This is a genomic window from Bacillus sp. MC1252 (assembly GCF_056838025.1).
The window spans coordinates 445,571-462,571 of sequence record NZ_CM166369.1 but is presented as its reverse complement, the minus strand read 5'-3'; the positions used below and the strand labels follow the sequence as shown (position 1 = coordinate 462,571).

Here is a 17,001-nt window from a genome sequence, read left to right as displayed (position 1 = left end):
TCATACAGAAAAGCCAATGATCTTGACGGTCATTGGCTTTTTATTTGTTTAGATGAAAAACCTAGTTCTCTCGAAATACCGCTGGCGGCTTTTTTGACCTGCTCAATTAAGTAAGGCAGGCGTTCCTTTTGATATCCTGCTTCAAACCCTGCAATGCTAATGCCTGCGGCCACTTCTCCGAGATGATTGAAAATAGGCGCTCCAATAGCAGCTGTATAGTTTTCAAGCTCTGAATAGCTTAACGTATAGCCCCGTTTATTTGATTCTTCGAGTATGTTCCGCAGGACTTCTTTATCTGTAATGGTTCCAATTCCGATTTTCCCTAGCTCGATCGAGTCAATATAGGCCAGTCTCTCTTTCTCTGGCAAAAAGGACAGAATACTTCTCGCACAGGCTCCAGCATATAGTGGAGATCGCCTGCCGACGGCGGTGTAGAGCCGTACAGGCTGCGTACCTTCGATTTTTTCTACGTAAATGGCTTCGTCTCCTTCACGAATAATGAGCTGTACGGCTTCTCCCACTTCATCTCGCAAGCTTTCCATAAAGGGCTTCGCAATCCTCCGAATATCAAGGCGGTCGGCTACAAGCTGACCATATTCAAGGAACATCAATCCTAACCGGTAAACACCTGAATCATGCTTTTCTAATAACCCCATATCCGCTAATGAGCTCGCCATTCGGTGTACAGATGTTTTTGGCATTTGGGCTCGCTCAATCATCTCATTTAACGTTAATTGTTCGTGTGTGATAAAAAGCCGCAAAATTTCCATTGATTTCACAACGGTTTTATTTGTGTTTTGCATGTTCCTCACCTTTTCTAAAACGAAAATGCTTCCAGCTTTACTCTTGCGGTCAGTTCCCTTATTTCCGCTTCTTGCTTGAATAGTGCTTGTTCTGCTTCATGATGGTCGATTTGCTCAAAATACAGGTTCGCACCAGGCATCGCCTGCGCAATGAGCGGTAGATCTACTGTTGCCACTTCTCCAATTCTTGGGTATCCGCCTGTTGTTTGGCGATCTGCCAGCAGTATAATTGGCTGGCCGTCAGGAGGGATTTGAACAGAGCCAAAGGCAACAGCTTCTGAAATCAATTCAAGCTTTTGCTTTAAGTGAATGGGTTTCCCTTTCAATCTGCATCCCATGCGATCTGATTGGGGCGTGACCTGGTAGGGCTTTTCAAAAAAGGCTGTTTGAGATTCTTCCTGAAAATAAGAGAGATGTCGGCCTGCCAACACCCGAATCACTGGTGATTTCCGCAGCGGCAAGAAATGAGCATGGCTGACTGTCCAATCAGGGGCGCTATATCTCGCTTGTTTCTCTTTGCTTTTTAGCATGTGAAACAGGCTAGCTGCTACTGATGAGGGCTCTCCAATGGTCAGGACGTCTCCTTTTTCTAGCGTACGCCCTTTCAGTCCGCCTATCCCCGCTCTCACATAGGTACTTTTGCTCTGCATGACTGGCTCGACGTCGAATCCACCTGCCACAGCAAGATAGGAACGGCAGCCTCTCTTACAAGGCCCAAAGGTGATGGTGCTTCCTGCTCGAATAAAAAGCGGCTTCCATAAAGGTGCTGGCTCTCCATCAATATCGATCTCCACATCAGCGCCAGTGACTGCAATCAGCTGATCCTTCTGACACGTCAACACAGGACCTGGCCCCATCAAAGTCATTTCCAGCACGGCTTCATTTTCTTGGTTTCCGGTGAGGATGTTGGCGATTCTGAGTGAGAGCGGATCCATGCCGCCGCTCGTTAAGACGCCATACTTCTGATAGCCTTTGCGCCCCTTATCCTGAATGGTTGTGAACATCCCCGGCTTGATGACATGAATACTCAACGTTCTGCCTCCTTCATGCTGAAAAATTCCTTTTCAGACATTTGGACAAACCTGACCTCATCCCCTGCCTTCAGTAGACTTGGTATCTCATCATCCGGCCGAAACAATGACAGCGGGGTCTGTCCAATAAGCTGCCAGCCTCCTGGGGTGGAAATCGGATAAACGCCTGTCTGCTTCCCCGCAATGCCCACAGACCCTTTCGGAATAGACATTCTCGGTGTTTCCCTGCGCGGAGCTGCGATCTTTTCAGAAAGCCCGCCTAAAAACGGAAACCCCGGGGCAAATCCAACCATATAGACAAGATACGTCCCTGCTGTGTGAATACGCACGACTTCTTCAGGCGTCAACCCATTGATGCGGGCGACTTCTTCTAAATCAGGACCAAGCGCTCCTCCGTAACAAACAGGAATATCGACGATGCGGCTCTTTGCGTGAACCCCCTCCTGCCATTTGTCTTCAAGAAGTTTTTGGATATAGGCTTTGACCCATTCATATGGAGACTTGCCATGTGGATCAAGATGAGCAGATTGATGAACGGTATACGGCTCGTAAAAAACCGTCACGTTTGTAAAGGCCTGAACGGCTTCAACATATCCGTCAAATGGATGCTGTTCAATACATGCAAACAGCTGCTCAACACGCTCATGAATCTCTTCACGTATGTCGGCGCCAGCTTGAATGACGATCGCTGCATCTCCTAGCGGGTGGAAGGTGATAGAATCTTTTATCGTTGAAAACGCCACTTGAGGACACCTCTCTTTCTAAAGCACTCCGAGCTGTTGATCTCTTCGGTCTGTGATGAACATATGACCGGGTGCATGAGTGATCGCAATGTCTGGTTTTGTGTGCATGACAATGGTTTGCGGCGTCACACCGCATGCCCAAAACACCGGGACTTCTCCTTCTTTCATAACAGACGGTTCTCCAAAGTCTGGTTTATCCACATCTGCGATTCCAATCACAGCAGGGTCACCTATATGGATGGGACCACCATGTACTGAAGGAAATCTAGACGTCACTTGAACACTTCTTGTGACTTGATGCGCCGGAATAGGTCTCATACTGACAACCATCGGGCCATGGAACACTCCTGCCTGTTCACAGGAAAGATTCGTTTCATACATCGGCACGTTATGACCGTCTTCAATATGACGTACAGGGATATCATTCAGCATGAGCGCGTGCTCAAACGTAAAACTGCATCCGATGAGAAAGGCAACCATATCATCCTCCCAATAAGAGGAGATATCTGTCACCTCTTGCTGAAGAATCCCTTTTCGGTAAATACGGTACTTTGGAAAATCCGTTCGAATATCCGCTTGAGGCGCTGACCGCCTTGGCACTGGATCACCTGGCTCCAGCACATCAAGCAAGGGGCATGCAGCCGGATTCCGCTGACAAAATAAAAGAAAATCAAAGGCAAGTTCTTTTTTGACAATCATTAAATTGGCTTGAGCAAATCCCTCTGCAAAGCCTGCTGTTGGTCCTGTGATCTCCTTTTTGCGAATCAATTCCCTAAGCTGTGAAGGCTCACAAGTTTGATATGCATTCATCCGAATCAGCTCCATAATTTAGGGATTTCATTCATGATTGTATACCCGCTCATAATAGCCATCATGACGACAACAAACGCACCTGACACTGTCAAAAAGAATGGATGACGATAATCACCGACAATCTCTTTTTTATAGGCCGCAATAAGCAATGTTCCAAGTGCCAGCGGCAAAATCAATGCATTAATCGCCCCAACCAAAATCAATATGTTCACAGGTCTTCCGATCGTAATAAAACATATGGTCGAGAGGGCAATAAATCCGATGATAATGCCGCGTTGATTTTGCTCAATTTTTGGCGAGAAGGTTTTAAAAAAGGAGACAGATGTGTATGCCGCTCCAATGACCGAAGTAATCGCCGCAGCCCACATAATAATCCCGAACATTTTATACCCGATATTTCCAGATGCTAGTTGAAAAACTGAAGCAGGCGGGTTCGATGGATCAATCTGTAAGCCTTTTGAGACAACTCCCAGAACCGCTAAAAATAAAGCAACACGCATCACAGATGTAATCAAGATACCGAAAATGGAGCTTTTCGTCACTTGCGGCAGTGCATCCCTCCCCTTAATACCAGCATCCAGCAGGCGGTGACCACCAGCAAAGACGATATAGCCGCCTACTGTTCCGCCCACAAGTGTCACAATCGACAAAATATCAATTTTTTCTGGGACAAATGTTCTCACAGCTGCTTCTCCAACTGGTGGAGCGGTTGAAATGGCCACATACAGCATAAGAGCAATCATGACAAAGCCGGCTATCTGTGTGAAACGATCCATCGCTTTTCCAGCCTCTTTGATCACGAAAATCAGAATAGCAATGACAGCACTGACTCCTGCTCCGATTCGCGGATCGACACCGAAAATGACCTGAAAACCGAGACCAGCACCGGCGATATTTCCGATGTTAAAGGCGAGACCACCAATGACAATCAAAAAAGCTAGCACATAACCGAGACCCGGCAGAACCATATTTGCAATATCCTGCCCTCGTTTTTCTGAGACGGCAATGATGCGCCATACATTTGTTTGTGCAAAAATATCTAACAGAATGGAGATCAAAATGACAAATCCAAAGCTAGCTGCAAGCTGCTGTGTAAACACGGTTGTTTGTGTTAAAAATCCCGGTCCGACGGCGGACGTAGCCATTAAGAAGGCTGCGCCCATCAGCATAGACCGGTTTCCCTTTGGCGCCTTCATGTTTTTGATTTTCTCTGTTTTCATGCTGTTCCCCCCTTTGATGTCGTTTTTTATTGAAAGGCCCCGATGTGAATATTGGCTTCTTTTAGCTTCGCTGTAATGGTTTTTGCAAATTGAAGCGCATGGCTGCCGTCTCCGTGAATGCAAACCGTATCTGCTTTGAGCTGAATATCTTCCCCTTGAACTGTCCGAACCTTTCCTTCTCGCACCATACGAACGACCTGCTCGACCGCCAGCTCATCCTTTTCAATGAGTGCATGTGGTTCGCGGCGGGACGTTAGTGTCCCATCAATTTGATACGTCCGATCCGAAAAGACTTCATGTGCCACTTGAAGACCTATTTTTTCACCTGCTAACGCGAGTTCATTGCCAGACAGACCAAATAACACAAGGTTCGGATCAACATCATATACAGCCTTCGCAATTGATTCAGATAATTCAGTATTTTTAGCCGCCATGTTGTAGAGAGCACCGTGTGGTTTGACATGCTGCATCTTGCCGCCTTCTGCTTTGAGAAAGGCTGATAGAGCTCCAATTTGATAAATGACGAGATCATAGGCTTCCTCTGCCGAGATGGCCATTGGACGTCTGCCAAAGCCGACTAAATCTTGCAAACCTGGATGCGCACCGATTTGAACCCCTTTATCTAGCGCCATTCTGACCGTCTTTCTCATCACCGTTGGATCTCCTGCATGAAAACCGCAAGCAATATTGGCTGAGGTGACATATTCAAGAATTTGTTCGTCTGCACCGATTGTGTATTGACCAAAGCTTTCTCCCAAATCACAGTTGATATCCACTTGATACATAGGACCCCTCCTTAATGTTCCGAAATACGGAATCACAAGTCCGAATATTCGAATTTATATTGATTATACCAACTTTGGAGAGACTGCACATGAAATTGTCAGAAAACATAACAATAGAACTAGGAGAAAGCAAAAAAGCGAGAGGGGATGTCCTCTCGCTTTTTTATTTAGATAGCACCCAATGTTGGATAGCTTTTGCTACACCGTGTTCTGTATTAGGAGCCGTAATCCAATCAGCGGCTTCTTTCACCACTTCTTGCGCATTTCCCATCGCAATTCCTAATCCGGCTTCTTGAATCATGGCCATATCATTTAGGCTGTCGCCAAGTGACATGACGTTGTCCATTGTACAGCCAATACGTTCTGCTATCTTTGCAAGTGCCGCAGCTTTGTTAATGCCTGCCGCATTGACTTCGATATTGGTTGGACTTGAATTTGTGATCTCTAGATGCTCATTTGTTTTCAATGTATTGAGCACTTCCTCACGAACGTCATCATCATGAATATCAAAGCCAAATTTTAGCCATTCATGGTCATGTATTCGATCCGGGAATTCACCTCTCCACACTTTATCCACAGTGGAAGCCCAGTAATCGGTTTCGTACCTGTTTTTTAGATCCCACATCATTTGGACGTGATCAGGATGGAGCAGATCTCGTTCGATCAGCTGAAAATTTGAATCCCAAATCTCACTTCCGTTTGCTGTCACAAGATAGGAGGAGAGTTTGAGCGGCTCCACAAGCTCTCGGCAAGTTATCAGCGTACGCCCTGTGCTAATGACGACATGGACCCCTTTCGCTTCTGCTTCTTTAATGGCTTGTTTATTTTCCTCAGGAATGACGTGCTCACTATTTAATAGTGTGCCATCCATATCAATGGCAATCAATCGGATGTCTTTCTTATCAGCTTGTGTTGACAAATTGAGTACCCCACTTTGTATCATTTTTTGAAACTATCTTTATTTTAATATAAAGACGATGATGGCACAAAGGGACGAGAATGATCCCATAGAAAAAAAGACCTTGTTACAGGTCTTTTCACATGTGTTTAGCGTTCACAAGCAATGCCGTCTTTATCGCGGTCAAGGTGTTTATTTTTTAAGTAAAGCGCTTTTGATGCATAAGGCTTGTACTTTGTTTTGCCGCCTTTGTTTTTCGTATTTTTGCTGATCGCCACTCCGCCTTTATAAACCTTGTTGAGTGCTTTGCAGTTTTTGTACTTGACTGTCTTTGCATCCGCTGTGTGAGTGTCGACTTGTGTAAAGCTTAGTAAAAGACCTAAAGACAAGACAGCCACCATGATTTTTTTCAACATGTGTAATCCCCCTATTTTTTCTCATTTTACATTTTTATCATAATTCACCATTTTTTGATTTTCAAGTCTATTTAGCTAAAAATATTGTTTTTTTTGGAATTGGATGCGCCTTATTTACTATATGATAAAATAGGTGGGAAACCTTTCCGGTTTTGACACGTATATGAAGAGAGGAGTTTTTCACATGAAAATGAAATATACCATTCTATATGTAAACGATGTTGAGGCGAGCATTCATTTCTATCAGCATGTACTTGGTTTCCCTATTAAATTGAGAGTTGAATCCTATGTTGAGTTTGATACTGGAGAAGTGACCTTATCCATTAATTCGCGCCAAGATGTAAAAGATGCACTTGGATTACCTGTCCCAGAGGCGAATAGCTCGTCTCAAACCTTTGAGATTGGCTTTGTCGTCGACGATGTGGATCAAGCGATTGCGTCAATGAAAGAAAAAGGGGTACCTATCGTCAAAGAACCCGCAAAAAAACCATGGGGTCAAACCGTCGCTTATGTGTCTGATCCTGATGGTCATTACATTGAAATATGTGATGCCATCTCTTAATGTCATTGTTGAAGGGAGTGAACCGGAATGAGAAAAAAACATGCTTTTTTCGCCGGTGTTTGCTCAATGATTGTGATTTGCAGTGCCGCTATCATTCTACAGCACTATGAGTGGATTGGGTTTGTCAGTGGTGGGATCGCTATTATTGGGATCGTTGTGTCTGGATTTTTAATGGGTGCATGGACAAACGGGGAAGAAACACGAGCAGCCTATCACTCTGAAACAAAAGAGCTCCGCATGTGGCGTCTTGATACGGCTTTTCTTTTTATGATCTTTGCACTTCCACATATGGCTGCGGCAGTCTTATATGTTTTGATGTAAACACTTGATAAAAAGGAGTTCGCGATATGGCTGTCTTTGTGTTATTGATTGTATTTGGCTTTCCCATCATCTCCGTGCTGATTGGTATTCTCGGCACGCTGCTTTTGAAGAAGGTTTGGATGCCAACTTTGATTGTGTTGTTAGCGAGTGTCATCCTGATGTTCACCTATATTGGCGGGGATGAATCCTTTCTCATTTGGGTCATGATCTACACAGTCTTTACGTTTCTCGCTGGATTGATCACAAAGCGAATCAAAGCTGTTTCATAAATACTCATGAAAAAAAGAACAGCTTGCACTGTTCTTTTTTTGATCAAATATCGGCGCACCATAGTTCAATTTCAATTTTCAGCTCAGGCCATCCTAAAGCTGATACATAAGCAACCGTCATTGATGGGTAAGCTGTTTTAAAGATCGTATCCCACTGAGGATATAGATGATCCCAGTCGATTTCTTCTGTTGCCCATATATTGACCTTAATCACATGCTCTTCATTCAGTCCTTCTGATTCAAGGACTTTTTTAATATTTTCAAATGTATTTGTTACTTGGTCGTTTAAGCTTGATGGTATCTGCCCATCCATATCTGTTCCTACTTGACCCGATGTAACAAATAACCCCGCACCCTTTGGCACTCTTGTGATATGACTATAGTTGCCCACTGGTTTCGGCATACATTCTGGGTTTTTCCTCGTGATTTTTTCCATGTAGATCCCTCACTCACTATGATTTTTCTGCTAGATTCTTCATCATGTAGACAGACTTCACCAATTTCTGTCTATCCTAAAAGAAAACAGCAGTGGAGTATCCATAGCCACAAGATAAGAACATCAATATTTTCTTTTTCATGACCGGAACACTCCTTTTTTTATCCTGTGAGCAGGGTTTCAATAACTTCATACTACCTTACGCGAGACACGCAGTCAAAATGATTTATAGACGATAACGTGCAATATCCTGATTCAATCGCATACTCAGCTCATTGAGTCTTTCTGCTGCCTTGGCCACATTGGAGATGGCTGTCACTTGTTCGTCTGTAGATGCTGTGATTTCTTCAATAGCAGCAGCATTTTCTTGAGAAATATGTGCCGCTCCATGCATCGCTTTTGTGATGAGATCCTTTTGCTCCAGCAGTGCGTTCAGCTCTTTTGTCATCGCATTTGTTTCGACAATGGTTTGTGAAATCGACGTAGAGATGGCATTGAATTCATGTTCTGTTGCGTGTACCGCCTCATCTAACTCTGCAAAACGATCCATTGTGTTGGACATCATGCCGGCTGTTGCAGTCGTTTCTTCTTTAATGCCTTGAATCATTTGCTGAATTTGAACCGCTGATTGTTTTGTCTGCTCAGCTAAATTCCGCACTTCACTCGCAACAACTGAGAAGCCTTTGCCATGCTCTCCTGCGCGGGCTGCCTCAATGCTCGCATTCAGTGCAAGTAAGTTGGTTTCATTTGAAATGCTTTCAATCGTATCTGTGATTTGAGAGATATCCTGTACTTTTGTACTTAACTGCTCGATGCCTGCTCTAATGCCTTGAGATGCCTGTATGGATTGTTCATTTGATTGTTTTAATTGCTGAACAATTTGCTGGCCCTGCTGTGATGATTGATTCGATTGGTCAGAAATTCGTTTAATTTGATCGCTTTGTTCTTTGACGTTTTCGATGGATTGATTGTACTGGGTCATTTGTTGATTGGCTGCATCAAGGTCAGATGCCTGATGAAGCGTTCCGGTCGATATGTCGCCAATGGCTCGACCAATCTCTTCACTGCTGGCTGAGGTTTCTTCAGATATCGCCGATAAATCTGTCGCTGATTCAACAAGCTGGCTGCTCGTTTCCTGTAAACCGCTCACAAGTGTTCTAAGCTCTCCTGACATATGGTTAAAGCCTTTTGCCAGCTGTCCGATTTCATCCGTTGTTTCCTTTAAGTTCGTGCGTTCTATATTTCCCGCCGCAATTTCTTTTGAAGCTGCGGTGACTTGCTTAAGCAGCCTGACTTTTCCTCGCGCGGCCAAATAAAAGACCCCAAGACTCAGGAGAGCAACACCCGCTGTAATGAGAATCATATAGAGCTTCATCTGCTCTAATTCTTTATAAAATTCATCCTGGAAGACGGCGATGCCTACACTCCAATTCCACGGCGTGAACTGGCTCATATAAGCAAGCTTTTGCTTTTCTTCCCCAGTTGCATCGTCCTTATCTAGATAGGTCACATAGTGTGCATCCTCGCCTTTTGCTGTGGCTCCAGCGACCATTTTTTGACGATTGGTCGTATTATCCGGGATGACGCCAATGTCGTTGACAGGATGGACTTGTGATGAATAATCCGCTCCATATGCGACGAGATAGCCTTTATTTTTATAGATAAAATCCGATTTTTGAAATTGGTATCCTTTCCCGTTGTCGTTTTTAGGCCCGCTTAAGTAAATGCGCGCTTGTTCCTGCGCCTGTTCAAGCGTCAGTTCTTTTTTCTCCACACGGTCATTCAACTGGTCAAGTGTGGCCATCGCTCCGCTGACGATGTGCTTTAAATCTGCTTTCCCCGCATCAATTAAGACATTTTTCGCTAACAAATATTCCGTTGTTCCAACAAGTCCGCCGGTTAAGATCGTGATCACGATAATGGCAGACATTAATTGAAAAAAGACATTTCTTGACGAAAACATTTTCCTTTTCATATACAAATTCCCCCTTACTTCATATATCGTCAAGCGGGGTAAAGTATTAAAAAAGTCATCAAAAAATCCCTTTCACTCGTCGGAAAGGGATTTTCTGGTTATCGAGCTATTTCTTTAAGAATGGCTTGATAGAGATCGTCTGTTGGCGTGAGGCCACATACTTCTTCTAGCACACCTTCAATGCCTTTTTCTTTTCTTAATGCCTGCAAACGAACCGCTTCTTCGTCTGCGGCAAAGTCGTAAGCCAAAGCTGCGGCAATGCCTTTGATTAAATAAACTGGCTGTTTGATCTTCTTCGCTGGACCAATTAAGCGGTCATCTGCCCCCAGCTTTCTAAGCGGGGAACGTGCGACACGAGTCACTTCGTCGGAAATAAAGGCATTTTCAAATCGTTTGATGATTTTTTGTATATACGCATCATGTTCTTCTTTTTGAAAGCCATATGTGTCAATTAAATAGCTGCCCGTTTCGTGAAGTGCACCTTCAACCACTTGGCGAATCTCTGGTGTATCGACGGCTTCTTTAATCGTTTGAACGCCTTGCTGATACCCGACATAAGCAGCTAGTGCATGCCCTGTGTTGACAGTAAAGAGTTTGCGCTCAATATACGGCGTCAAATCTTGTACAAAGGTCGCTCCGTCAATCTGAGGAACACCTCCAATAAAGCCCGTCTCATCAATGACCCACTCGAAAAATGGTTCGACTGATACTTTCAAAATGTCCTCATGCTGCTGAATAGGAACAATGCGGTCAACGGCTGAGTTTGGAAAACCAACTGTACGTGACAGCGCTTTTTCTTCATCTGCTGTTAAATGAGAGAAGACGGCTTCTTTTAAATGAGAGCTGCCCCCAATCATATTTTCACACGCAACAATGTTGACGATATGGTCAGGCTTTTTTTGTTTTAATCCATCAGCAATAGATGAAGCAATGATTTTCAATACGGCTGGTCCAACAGCTGTTGTAATCAAATCTGCTGTTGCAACGGCCTCTGTTAATGCCGCTGGATTTTGCACGGAATTGATCGCTGAAACAGGACCTACTACTTCTTGCTTCTGACCTGGTGCTGCAAGCTCGACTGTGTATTCTCCTCTTTCATTCAGCTCGTGGATCACCGCTTCATTTACATCGGTAAACACAAGCTCAAAGCCTGATGTTTTTAACAAAGATCCAATAAACCCTCTGCCAATATTTCCTGCTCCAAAATGAAGGGCCTTCATGTTAGTTCACCTCGTTAAAGATGGCGATCAGTTCATCCTGATCCTTTGCATGGATGATGCGTTCTACATTTTCTTCTTCTGAACAAACAATCGCAATTTGAGAAAGAATATCGAGATGCTCGTTGTTTTTACCAGCGATGCCAAATACGACTTTGGCGATATTTCCTTCTCCATATTCAACGCCATCTGGAATTTGGATGATTGAAATCCCTGAATGAAGGACAGCGGCTTTGGCATCCTCTGTTCCATGAGGAATCGCAATCCCGTTCCCCATAAATGTAGAAGAGATCTTTTCTCTTTCAAACATTTTGTCGACATAATCGCTTGTAACATAGCCGTTAGCCACTAGGACTTCGCCTGCTTTTTTAATGGCTTCTTCTTTAGAGCCTGCTTGTTCGTTTAGAAAAATATTGTCTTTTGAAAGTACTTGTTTCATAAATGATCACACACCTTTTTTAGAATGGAAAACAGGAAAACAACCAAAACGGGGAGTTCAATAAGGAAAAATTGAACTCAACCCGTTTCGTCATGTTATTTTTTCAATTTCTCAATCAGCTCATCGTATTTCGGGCTGTTTAAGAAATTATCAACTGAGATATGCACAGCTCCTGGCAGTTTTGCCTTGGCTCTGTCTGTTAAATCTTTATGAGTAAAGACCACATCGGCATCATTTGGAATGTTGCTGATAGATGTGTTTGTCACGTCAATATCAAGCTCTGCCTTTTTGACTTTGTTCTTTAAGATGGATGCGCCCATCGCACTTGAGCCCATTCCTGCATCGCAGGCAAAGATAATTTTGTTCACGTCATCTGGATTGACATCACTCGGAGATGCTGATTGCTCGCTTCCTTGAGCTTCTTCCTTTTGTGCAGTTAGAGCAGCCGCTGCTGCACTTTTCTTCCCTTTCATATCTTGCATCTTTTCTGTTGCTGCTGTTAGATCCTCATCTGCTGCCTTGGACGCTTTTAAAATCACAGAAGCAACAAGGAAGGATACGATCGCTGCCACCACAACACCTGCTAGAACGGCAAGGTGGCCGCCTTTTGGAGACATCAGCATGAGCGCGATAATACTTCCTGGTGATGGCACAGCCTTTAATCCTGCATTTAAAAGTGTAAAGGTCAGAACGCCGCTGGCTCCCCCTGCAATCACCGCCAAAATGAGCTTTGGTTTCATTAAGATGTACGGGAAGTAAATCTCATGAATTCCTCCTAAAAATTGAATGACAATCGCACCCGGTGCAGACTGCTTTGCATTCCCTCTTCCGAAGAACATGTATGCAAGTAGAACACCTAAACCTGGTCCTGGGTTTGTTTCAAGTAAGAACAGAACGGACTGACCCGTCTTCGCCGCTTGCTCGACTCCTAAAGGACCTAAAATTCCTTGGTTAATCGCATTGTTTAAGAACAATACTTTAGCCGGTTCAATGAAAATACTCGCCAGCGGAAGCAAGTGTGCATTGACAATGACGTCTACACCTGCCGCAAGAGCTTTATTAAGGCCTAGTACCACTGGGCCGATTGCGTAGAAAGCAATTGCGACAAGAATGGCACCTAGAATACCTGCCGTGAAGTTATTCACAAGCATTTCAAAGCCTGATCTGATACGATCTTTGAACAGCTGATCAATTTTCTTAATCAGATAACCACCAAGTGGTCCCATAATCATGGCACCTAAAAACATTGGGATGTCCGAACCGACAATGACCCCAATCGTAGCGGTTGCACCGAGTACCCCGCCTCGGTGGTCATATACGAGCTTACCGCCTGTGTAACCGATTAATAGCGGCAGTAAGTAGTTGATCATTGGTCCAACGAGTGTATTTAATTGTTCATTTGGAAAATAACCGCTCGGAATGAACAAAGCTGTAATAAGTCCCCAAGCGATAAACGCTCCAATATTCGGCATAATCATACCGCTTAAATAGCTTCCAAAGCGCTGTACTTTTACGCGGAATCCGCTTTTTTCCTGCATCTGTGAAAACTCCTTTCTTCTCTCCCTTTATTCAGGGCTTTATAGGTCAAAAGATATAATAACAAGTGTCAGTGAAGCCCTTATCCCTATCGTAAAACGCTTTCACTTTCCCTTCAATTGAAACTAAACGTCACTTTGTCACTTAGTGTGTGACAAAATTGAAAAATGATGTGAATTCTCTGTCAGATCACAGGTTATAACAGGTGAAAAGGTTGATATGCCGTTGTTTTGGCGCAAAATTCATTGGAATTTCACAACTTTCAAATGGTCACTTCTTGTTTCCTCTTCTTAAATCGAATAGGCTTATATTGAACAAACCTATTCATTCAAGAAACGTCTGCGCAGACACGACACAGAAAAAGTGAACCATCTTGCTGTTTGTTTCGTTTACCTTTTAGAGAGGGCGGTACAATAGGAGGAGCGGTTTTTTCTGTGACTCACAGTTTACTGCCGCTTTCTTTCTGATACATGAGACATTTTCATAGGTAGAAAGGCGGTTATTCACCTTGTTTAAAAATAGTAAGTGGCTTCTGCTTCTTATGGTCATGTTCGCTTTTTTCATTCCAAAGGAAGCATTTGCTCACGCATACGTCGTGAGCTCGAACCCAGCGGCAAATGAAGAGCTGGATCAGCAGCCTCCTTCAGTCTCGATCACATTTAGTGAAGGAATCGAAAGCGGATTTCATGCCATTAAGGTGTTCAATGCAAAGGGTGATCGTGTGGATAAGGGAGATACGGTCATTCAAGATCAAAAGATCATGGAAGCTGCATTAAAAAAGGATTTACCAAAAGGGATTTACACCATTCAGTGGAATGCGGTATCTGCGGATGGACACTCTGTCTCTGGCATGATCCCGTTTAGTATTGGAAAAGCGGATGGAGGATTTGACCAATTAGATCAAGGTCAATCGAATGAATCAATCGATATGGCTTCGACCATTGACAAAACCTTTCTTTATACGTCGTTCAGCTTATTCCTCGGAACCATTTTGTTTGGACTGTTTTGGTTTAAAGCAGCCATTTCACACGTATTAGCTAAACGAATGAAGCGGCTTCTGACATTGTCACTGATCATGATGGGCGGAGCACTCGTGTTCCAGCTGCCGATTCAAACAAAAGCAGCAGCAGACGTGTCCTTCTGGGGGGCGTTTCACCCATCGCTTTTACAAGAAACCATTGCGTCTACTTCTGGTGGGAGTCTGTGGATGATGCTCATGGCATCGTTTGTTCTTCTTGCCATTTGGACCATTGTGGCGATGAAAAAAGGGAACTTCACTGCTTTTCGGGTATGGCTGTTCCCGCTGCTCATTTTCACGGTGCTCCTTTGGCTGAAAGCACAAATCGGTCATCCAGCAGCAACAGATAATAAAATACTGACAACGTCACTTGATTTCATCCATCTCGTCTCTGCATCCATTTGGGTCGGTGGTTTAACAGCCATTGTCCTTCTGTTAATGAAGAAGCTGCCAGATGAAGATCAGCCGCTCATACGCAGGACACTGACAGCCTTTCATCCGTGGGCACTGCTTTCTGTTGGACTCATTGTGTTTTCAGGATTTGTGAATGCCATCTTTATTTTGCAATCGTTTGATGCCCTTTTCCAATCAGCGTACGGACGAACCTTTTTAATCAAGCTTGGTTTATTTATCATCATGGGCCTCCTTGGACTTGTCCACTACTTGATGCTGAGATGGGAAAAGAAGCAGAAGCGCCATGTTTCCTTACGGGCAGAATGGATCATTGGGATCGCTATTTTGTTATTAACGGCTGTGTTCACCAATATTCCAAGCCCTCCGCCGCCTGCACCTGAGCCATTCTTTGGAGCAAATCAGGTCGAGCATCGTGACATTGTGTCCTTGAGCATTACCCCGAATGCCCCTGGGAAAAATACATTTGAGGTGGCATTTACAAAGAAGGATGGACAAACGATCACTGACATTCAATCTGTGACAGCCAATATCCATAAAGTTGCCTTGTTCGGTGATGAGTCCCCGAGTGAATTTCAGCTGAAACGATTAAAAAATGGACATTTCTCTGCTGAAAATCTCTTATTAAATGAAAAAGGCACTTGGAAAATTGACATCCATGCGTTGACTGGTTCTTTTGAAAAGATCGATACCACATTTATTAGAAGAAACTAAAAGGAGTTTAGATCACATGAAAAAATACGTTAAAGCTTTATTACCAATGCTTCTCGCTTCATTTTTACTGGCGATTCCTGTGAGTGCGCACGTGACAGTCAAACCTGATACGTCTACGACAAACGCTTGGGAAACTTATACGTTAAAAGTACCTTCTGAAAGTGACAGCCCGACAACAAAGGTTGTCATCACAATGCCTAAAGGCGTAGAGTTCCAACAATACGAGCCAGTACCTGGCTGGAAAACAACAACTGAAGAGAAAGATGGCAAGGTGACAAGAGTCACTTGGGAAGCAACGGGTGATGGTGTACTTGCTGGACAGTTCCAACAATTCGTTTTTGTGGCAAAAAATCCTGAAAAAGCAGGTGAAGCTGCATGGGATGCGTATCAATATTATAAAGATGGAACGGTCGTTGAATGGACTGGCGATCAAGACGCTGATAAACCTCATTCCATCACAAACATTGTTGCATCTAATACCGTAACGGATTCACATGGTCAAGAAAAACCAAAAGAAGAAAAAGCGTCTGAAACAGCGTCCACTTCTTCCTCACCACTTGTCCTTGGCCTGTCCATTGCCGCTCTAGTCGTAGCACTTATTGCACTTGGTCTTGCTTTTAGAAAGAAATAAATCATACATGAGCGATCGTTTTTCGGAAGCGATCGCTTTTTATTTTCCCAACCTATCATTTCCAATATAGGATTGAATAGGATGCAGGCGCATGCCATAATGAGACAGATGACCACCTAGGAGGCTATGAGATGAACCATCTAATTATATTTGCTCATCCCCAGCAAAGCTTAAATCAAACGCTATTAGATCTTGTTGTGAGCACTCTTTTGAACAATGGTCATGATGTGACTGTTCGTGATGTCTATGCCCTCGGCTTTCAGCCAGAGCTCACCATAGCCGAAAAGGCTGCGATCAAACGCGGTGATGTGCCGATCGCCATTCAAACAGAGCAGATGCTTATTCAACAAGCGGATGTCCTGACGTTTATTTTTCCGATATGGTGGACAGGCTTGCCGGCTATGCTAAAGGGCTATGTGGAGCGCGTCTTTTCGGAGGGATTTGCTTATCAGGTAAATGAGCACGGGGCTATTGAAAATCTTCTTCGGGACAAAAAAGGTGTTATTATCAACACACACGATGCCCCAAGGACCTTTCTTGATTCCAATATGATCGTTCCCCCTTCCCATCACATGACAACTGATACAGAAGTCTTCAGTTTTATCGGTGTTGAGCCTGTCGAACGGCTTTTATTTAGCAGCATGGATCAAGCATCTGCTGATTATATCCACGAAATCCTCCAGGAAACGAAAGAAACAGTGGATCAACTCTTCCCGCCAGCTGTTTAATAAAAAAGGACTGCCGAGGTTTCTCGGTCAGTCTC

At 43.9% G+C, this 17,001-nt stretch carries 19 protein-coding genes; 6 read left to right on the top strand and 13 right to left on the bottom strand.

Annotated elements, in window-relative coordinates:
• Positions 1-29: 29 nt before the first annotated feature.
• The 8 genes from ACYH0L_RS02240 to ACYH0L_RS02205 form a co-directional block, all read right to left on the bottom strand.
• Positions 30-803 (bottom strand): IclR family transcriptional regulator, encoded by a 774-nt coding sequence (locus tag ACYH0L_RS02240; RefSeq protein WP_256499307.1) that lies wholly within the window; start codon positions 801-803, stop codon positions 30-32.
• A 14-nt stretch (positions 804-817) separates the two neighbouring features.
• Entirely contained in the window at positions 818-1,834 is a 1,017-nt protein-coding gene (locus ACYH0L_RS02235) for a 5-oxoprolinase subunit C family protein (RefSeq protein WP_230031298.1), read from the bottom strand.
• Complete coding sequence (pxpB, locus tag ACYH0L_RS02230; protein WP_230031297.1) at positions 1,831-2,577, bottom strand: 5-oxoprolinase subunit PxpB; 747 nt, start codon at positions 2,575-2,577, stop codon at positions 1,831-1,833. Before pxpB ends, ACYH0L_RS02235 begins: the two co-directional genes overlap by 4 nt.
• A gap of 18 nt (positions 2,578-2,595) precedes the next feature.
• Entirely contained in the window at positions 2,596-3,387 is a 792-nt protein-coding gene (locus ACYH0L_RS02225; RefSeq protein WP_482354318.1) for a putative hydro-lyase, read from the bottom strand.
• 5 nt (positions 3,388-3,392) lie between these two features.
• Positions 3,393-4,610: an NRAMP family divalent metal transporter gene (locus tag ACYH0L_RS02220; protein ID WP_099726031.1), complete on the bottom strand. Its 1,218-nt coding sequence runs from the start codon at positions 4,608-4,610 to the stop codon at positions 3,393-3,395.
• Positions 4,611-4,636: 26 nt separating this feature from the next.
• The gene (locus ACYH0L_RS02215; protein ID WP_482354317.1) at positions 4,637-5,395 is read right to left on the bottom strand and encodes a LamB/YcsF family protein; all 759 of its coding nucleotides are present in this window, start codon (positions 5,393-5,395) and stop codon (positions 4,637-4,639) included.
• A gap of 163 nt (positions 5,396-5,558) precedes the next feature.
• A complete protein-coding gene (locus ACYH0L_RS02210) occupies positions 5,559-6,338 on the bottom strand; it encodes a Cof-type HAD-IIB family hydrolase (RefSeq protein WP_370461130.1) in 780 nt (259 codons plus the stop codon).
• Between the two features lie 104 nt (positions 6,339-6,442).
• Complete coding sequence (locus ACYH0L_RS02205) at positions 6,443-6,709, bottom strand: excalibur calcium-binding domain-containing protein (RefSeq protein ID WP_099726034.1); 267 nt, start codon at positions 6,707-6,709, stop codon at positions 6,443-6,445.
• 184 nt (positions 6,710-6,893) lie between these two features.
• Here ACYH0L_RS02205 and ACYH0L_RS02200 point away from each other — a divergent pair, with 184 nt between their 5' ends.
• Genes ACYH0L_RS02200 through ACYH0L_RS02190 form a run of 3 tightly spaced genes read left to right on the top strand, consistent with a single transcriptional unit; the run spans position 6,894 to position 7,861 of the window.
• Positions 6,894-7,271, top strand: a complete 378-nt coding sequence (locus tag ACYH0L_RS02200; protein WP_099726035.1) for a VOC family protein — start codon at positions 6,894-6,896, stop codon at positions 7,269-7,271.
• Between the two features lie 27 nt (positions 7,272-7,298).
• The gene (locus ACYH0L_RS02195; RefSeq protein ID WP_099726036.1) at positions 7,299-7,592 is read left to right on the top strand and encodes a DUF5316 family protein; all 294 of its coding nucleotides are present in this window, start codon (positions 7,299-7,301) and stop codon (positions 7,590-7,592) included.
• 26 nt (positions 7,593-7,618) lie between these two features.
• Entirely contained in the window at positions 7,619-7,861 is a 243-nt protein-coding gene (locus tag ACYH0L_RS02190; RefSeq protein ID WP_099726037.1) for a DUF2651 family protein, read from the top strand.
• 43 nt (positions 7,862-7,904) lie between these two features.
• Here ACYH0L_RS02190 and ACYH0L_RS02185 read toward each other — a convergent pair whose 3' ends face one another.
• The 5 genes from ACYH0L_RS02185 to ACYH0L_RS02165 all read right to left on the bottom strand — a co-directional run bounded on the left by ACYH0L_RS02185 (position 7,905) and on the right by ACYH0L_RS02165 (position 13,466).
• Entirely contained in the window at positions 7,905-8,297 is a 393-nt protein-coding gene (locus ACYH0L_RS02185; RefSeq protein WP_099726038.1) for a RidA family protein, read from the bottom strand.
• 226 nt (positions 8,298-8,523) lie between these two features.
• Positions 8,524-10,272, bottom strand: a complete 1,749-nt coding sequence (locus ACYH0L_RS02180) for a methyl-accepting chemotaxis protein (protein WP_482354316.1) — start codon at positions 10,270-10,272, stop codon at positions 8,524-8,526.
• 98 nt (positions 10,273-10,370) lie between these two features.
• Positions 10,371-11,492, bottom strand: a complete 1,122-nt coding sequence (locus ACYH0L_RS02175) for a mannitol-1-phosphate 5-dehydrogenase (RefSeq protein WP_099726040.1) — start codon at positions 11,490-11,492, stop codon at positions 10,371-10,373.
• Position 11,493: 1 nt separating this feature from the next.
• Positions 11,494-11,928 (bottom strand): PTS mannitol transporter subunit IIA, encoded by a 435-nt coding sequence (locus ACYH0L_RS02170; protein ID WP_099726041.1) that lies wholly within the window; start codon positions 11,926-11,928, stop codon positions 11,494-11,496.
• Between the two features lie 95 nt (positions 11,929-12,023).
• Complete coding sequence (locus ACYH0L_RS02165; protein WP_099726042.1) at positions 12,024-13,466, bottom strand: PTS mannitol transporter subunit IIBC; 1,443 nt, start codon at positions 13,464-13,466, stop codon at positions 12,024-12,026.
• A 506-nt stretch (positions 13,467-13,972) separates the two neighbouring features.
• Between ACYH0L_RS02165 and ACYH0L_RS02160 the strand changes: the two genes are divergently transcribed.
• The 3 genes from ACYH0L_RS02160 (at position 13,973) to ACYH0L_RS02150 (ending at position 16,966) form a co-directional block, all read left to right on the top strand.
• The gene (locus tag ACYH0L_RS02160; RefSeq protein WP_482354315.1) at positions 13,973-15,607 is read left to right on the top strand and encodes a copper resistance CopC/CopD family protein; all 1,635 of its coding nucleotides are present in this window, start codon (positions 13,973-13,975) and stop codon (positions 15,605-15,607) included.
• Positions 15,608-15,623: 16 nt separating this feature from the next.
• Positions 15,624-16,238 (top strand): YcnI family copper-binding membrane protein, encoded by a 615-nt coding sequence (locus tag ACYH0L_RS02155; RefSeq protein WP_099726044.1) that lies wholly within the window; start codon positions 15,624-15,626, stop codon positions 16,236-16,238.
• Between the two features lie 131 nt (positions 16,239-16,369).
• Positions 16,370-16,966 carry an NAD(P)H-dependent oxidoreductase gene (locus tag ACYH0L_RS02150; protein WP_099726045.1) on the top strand — a complete coding sequence of 199 codons (597 nt, stop codon included), beginning with the start codon at positions 16,370-16,372 and terminating at the stop codon, positions 16,964-16,966.
• Positions 16,967-17,001: the final 35 nt, after the last annotated feature.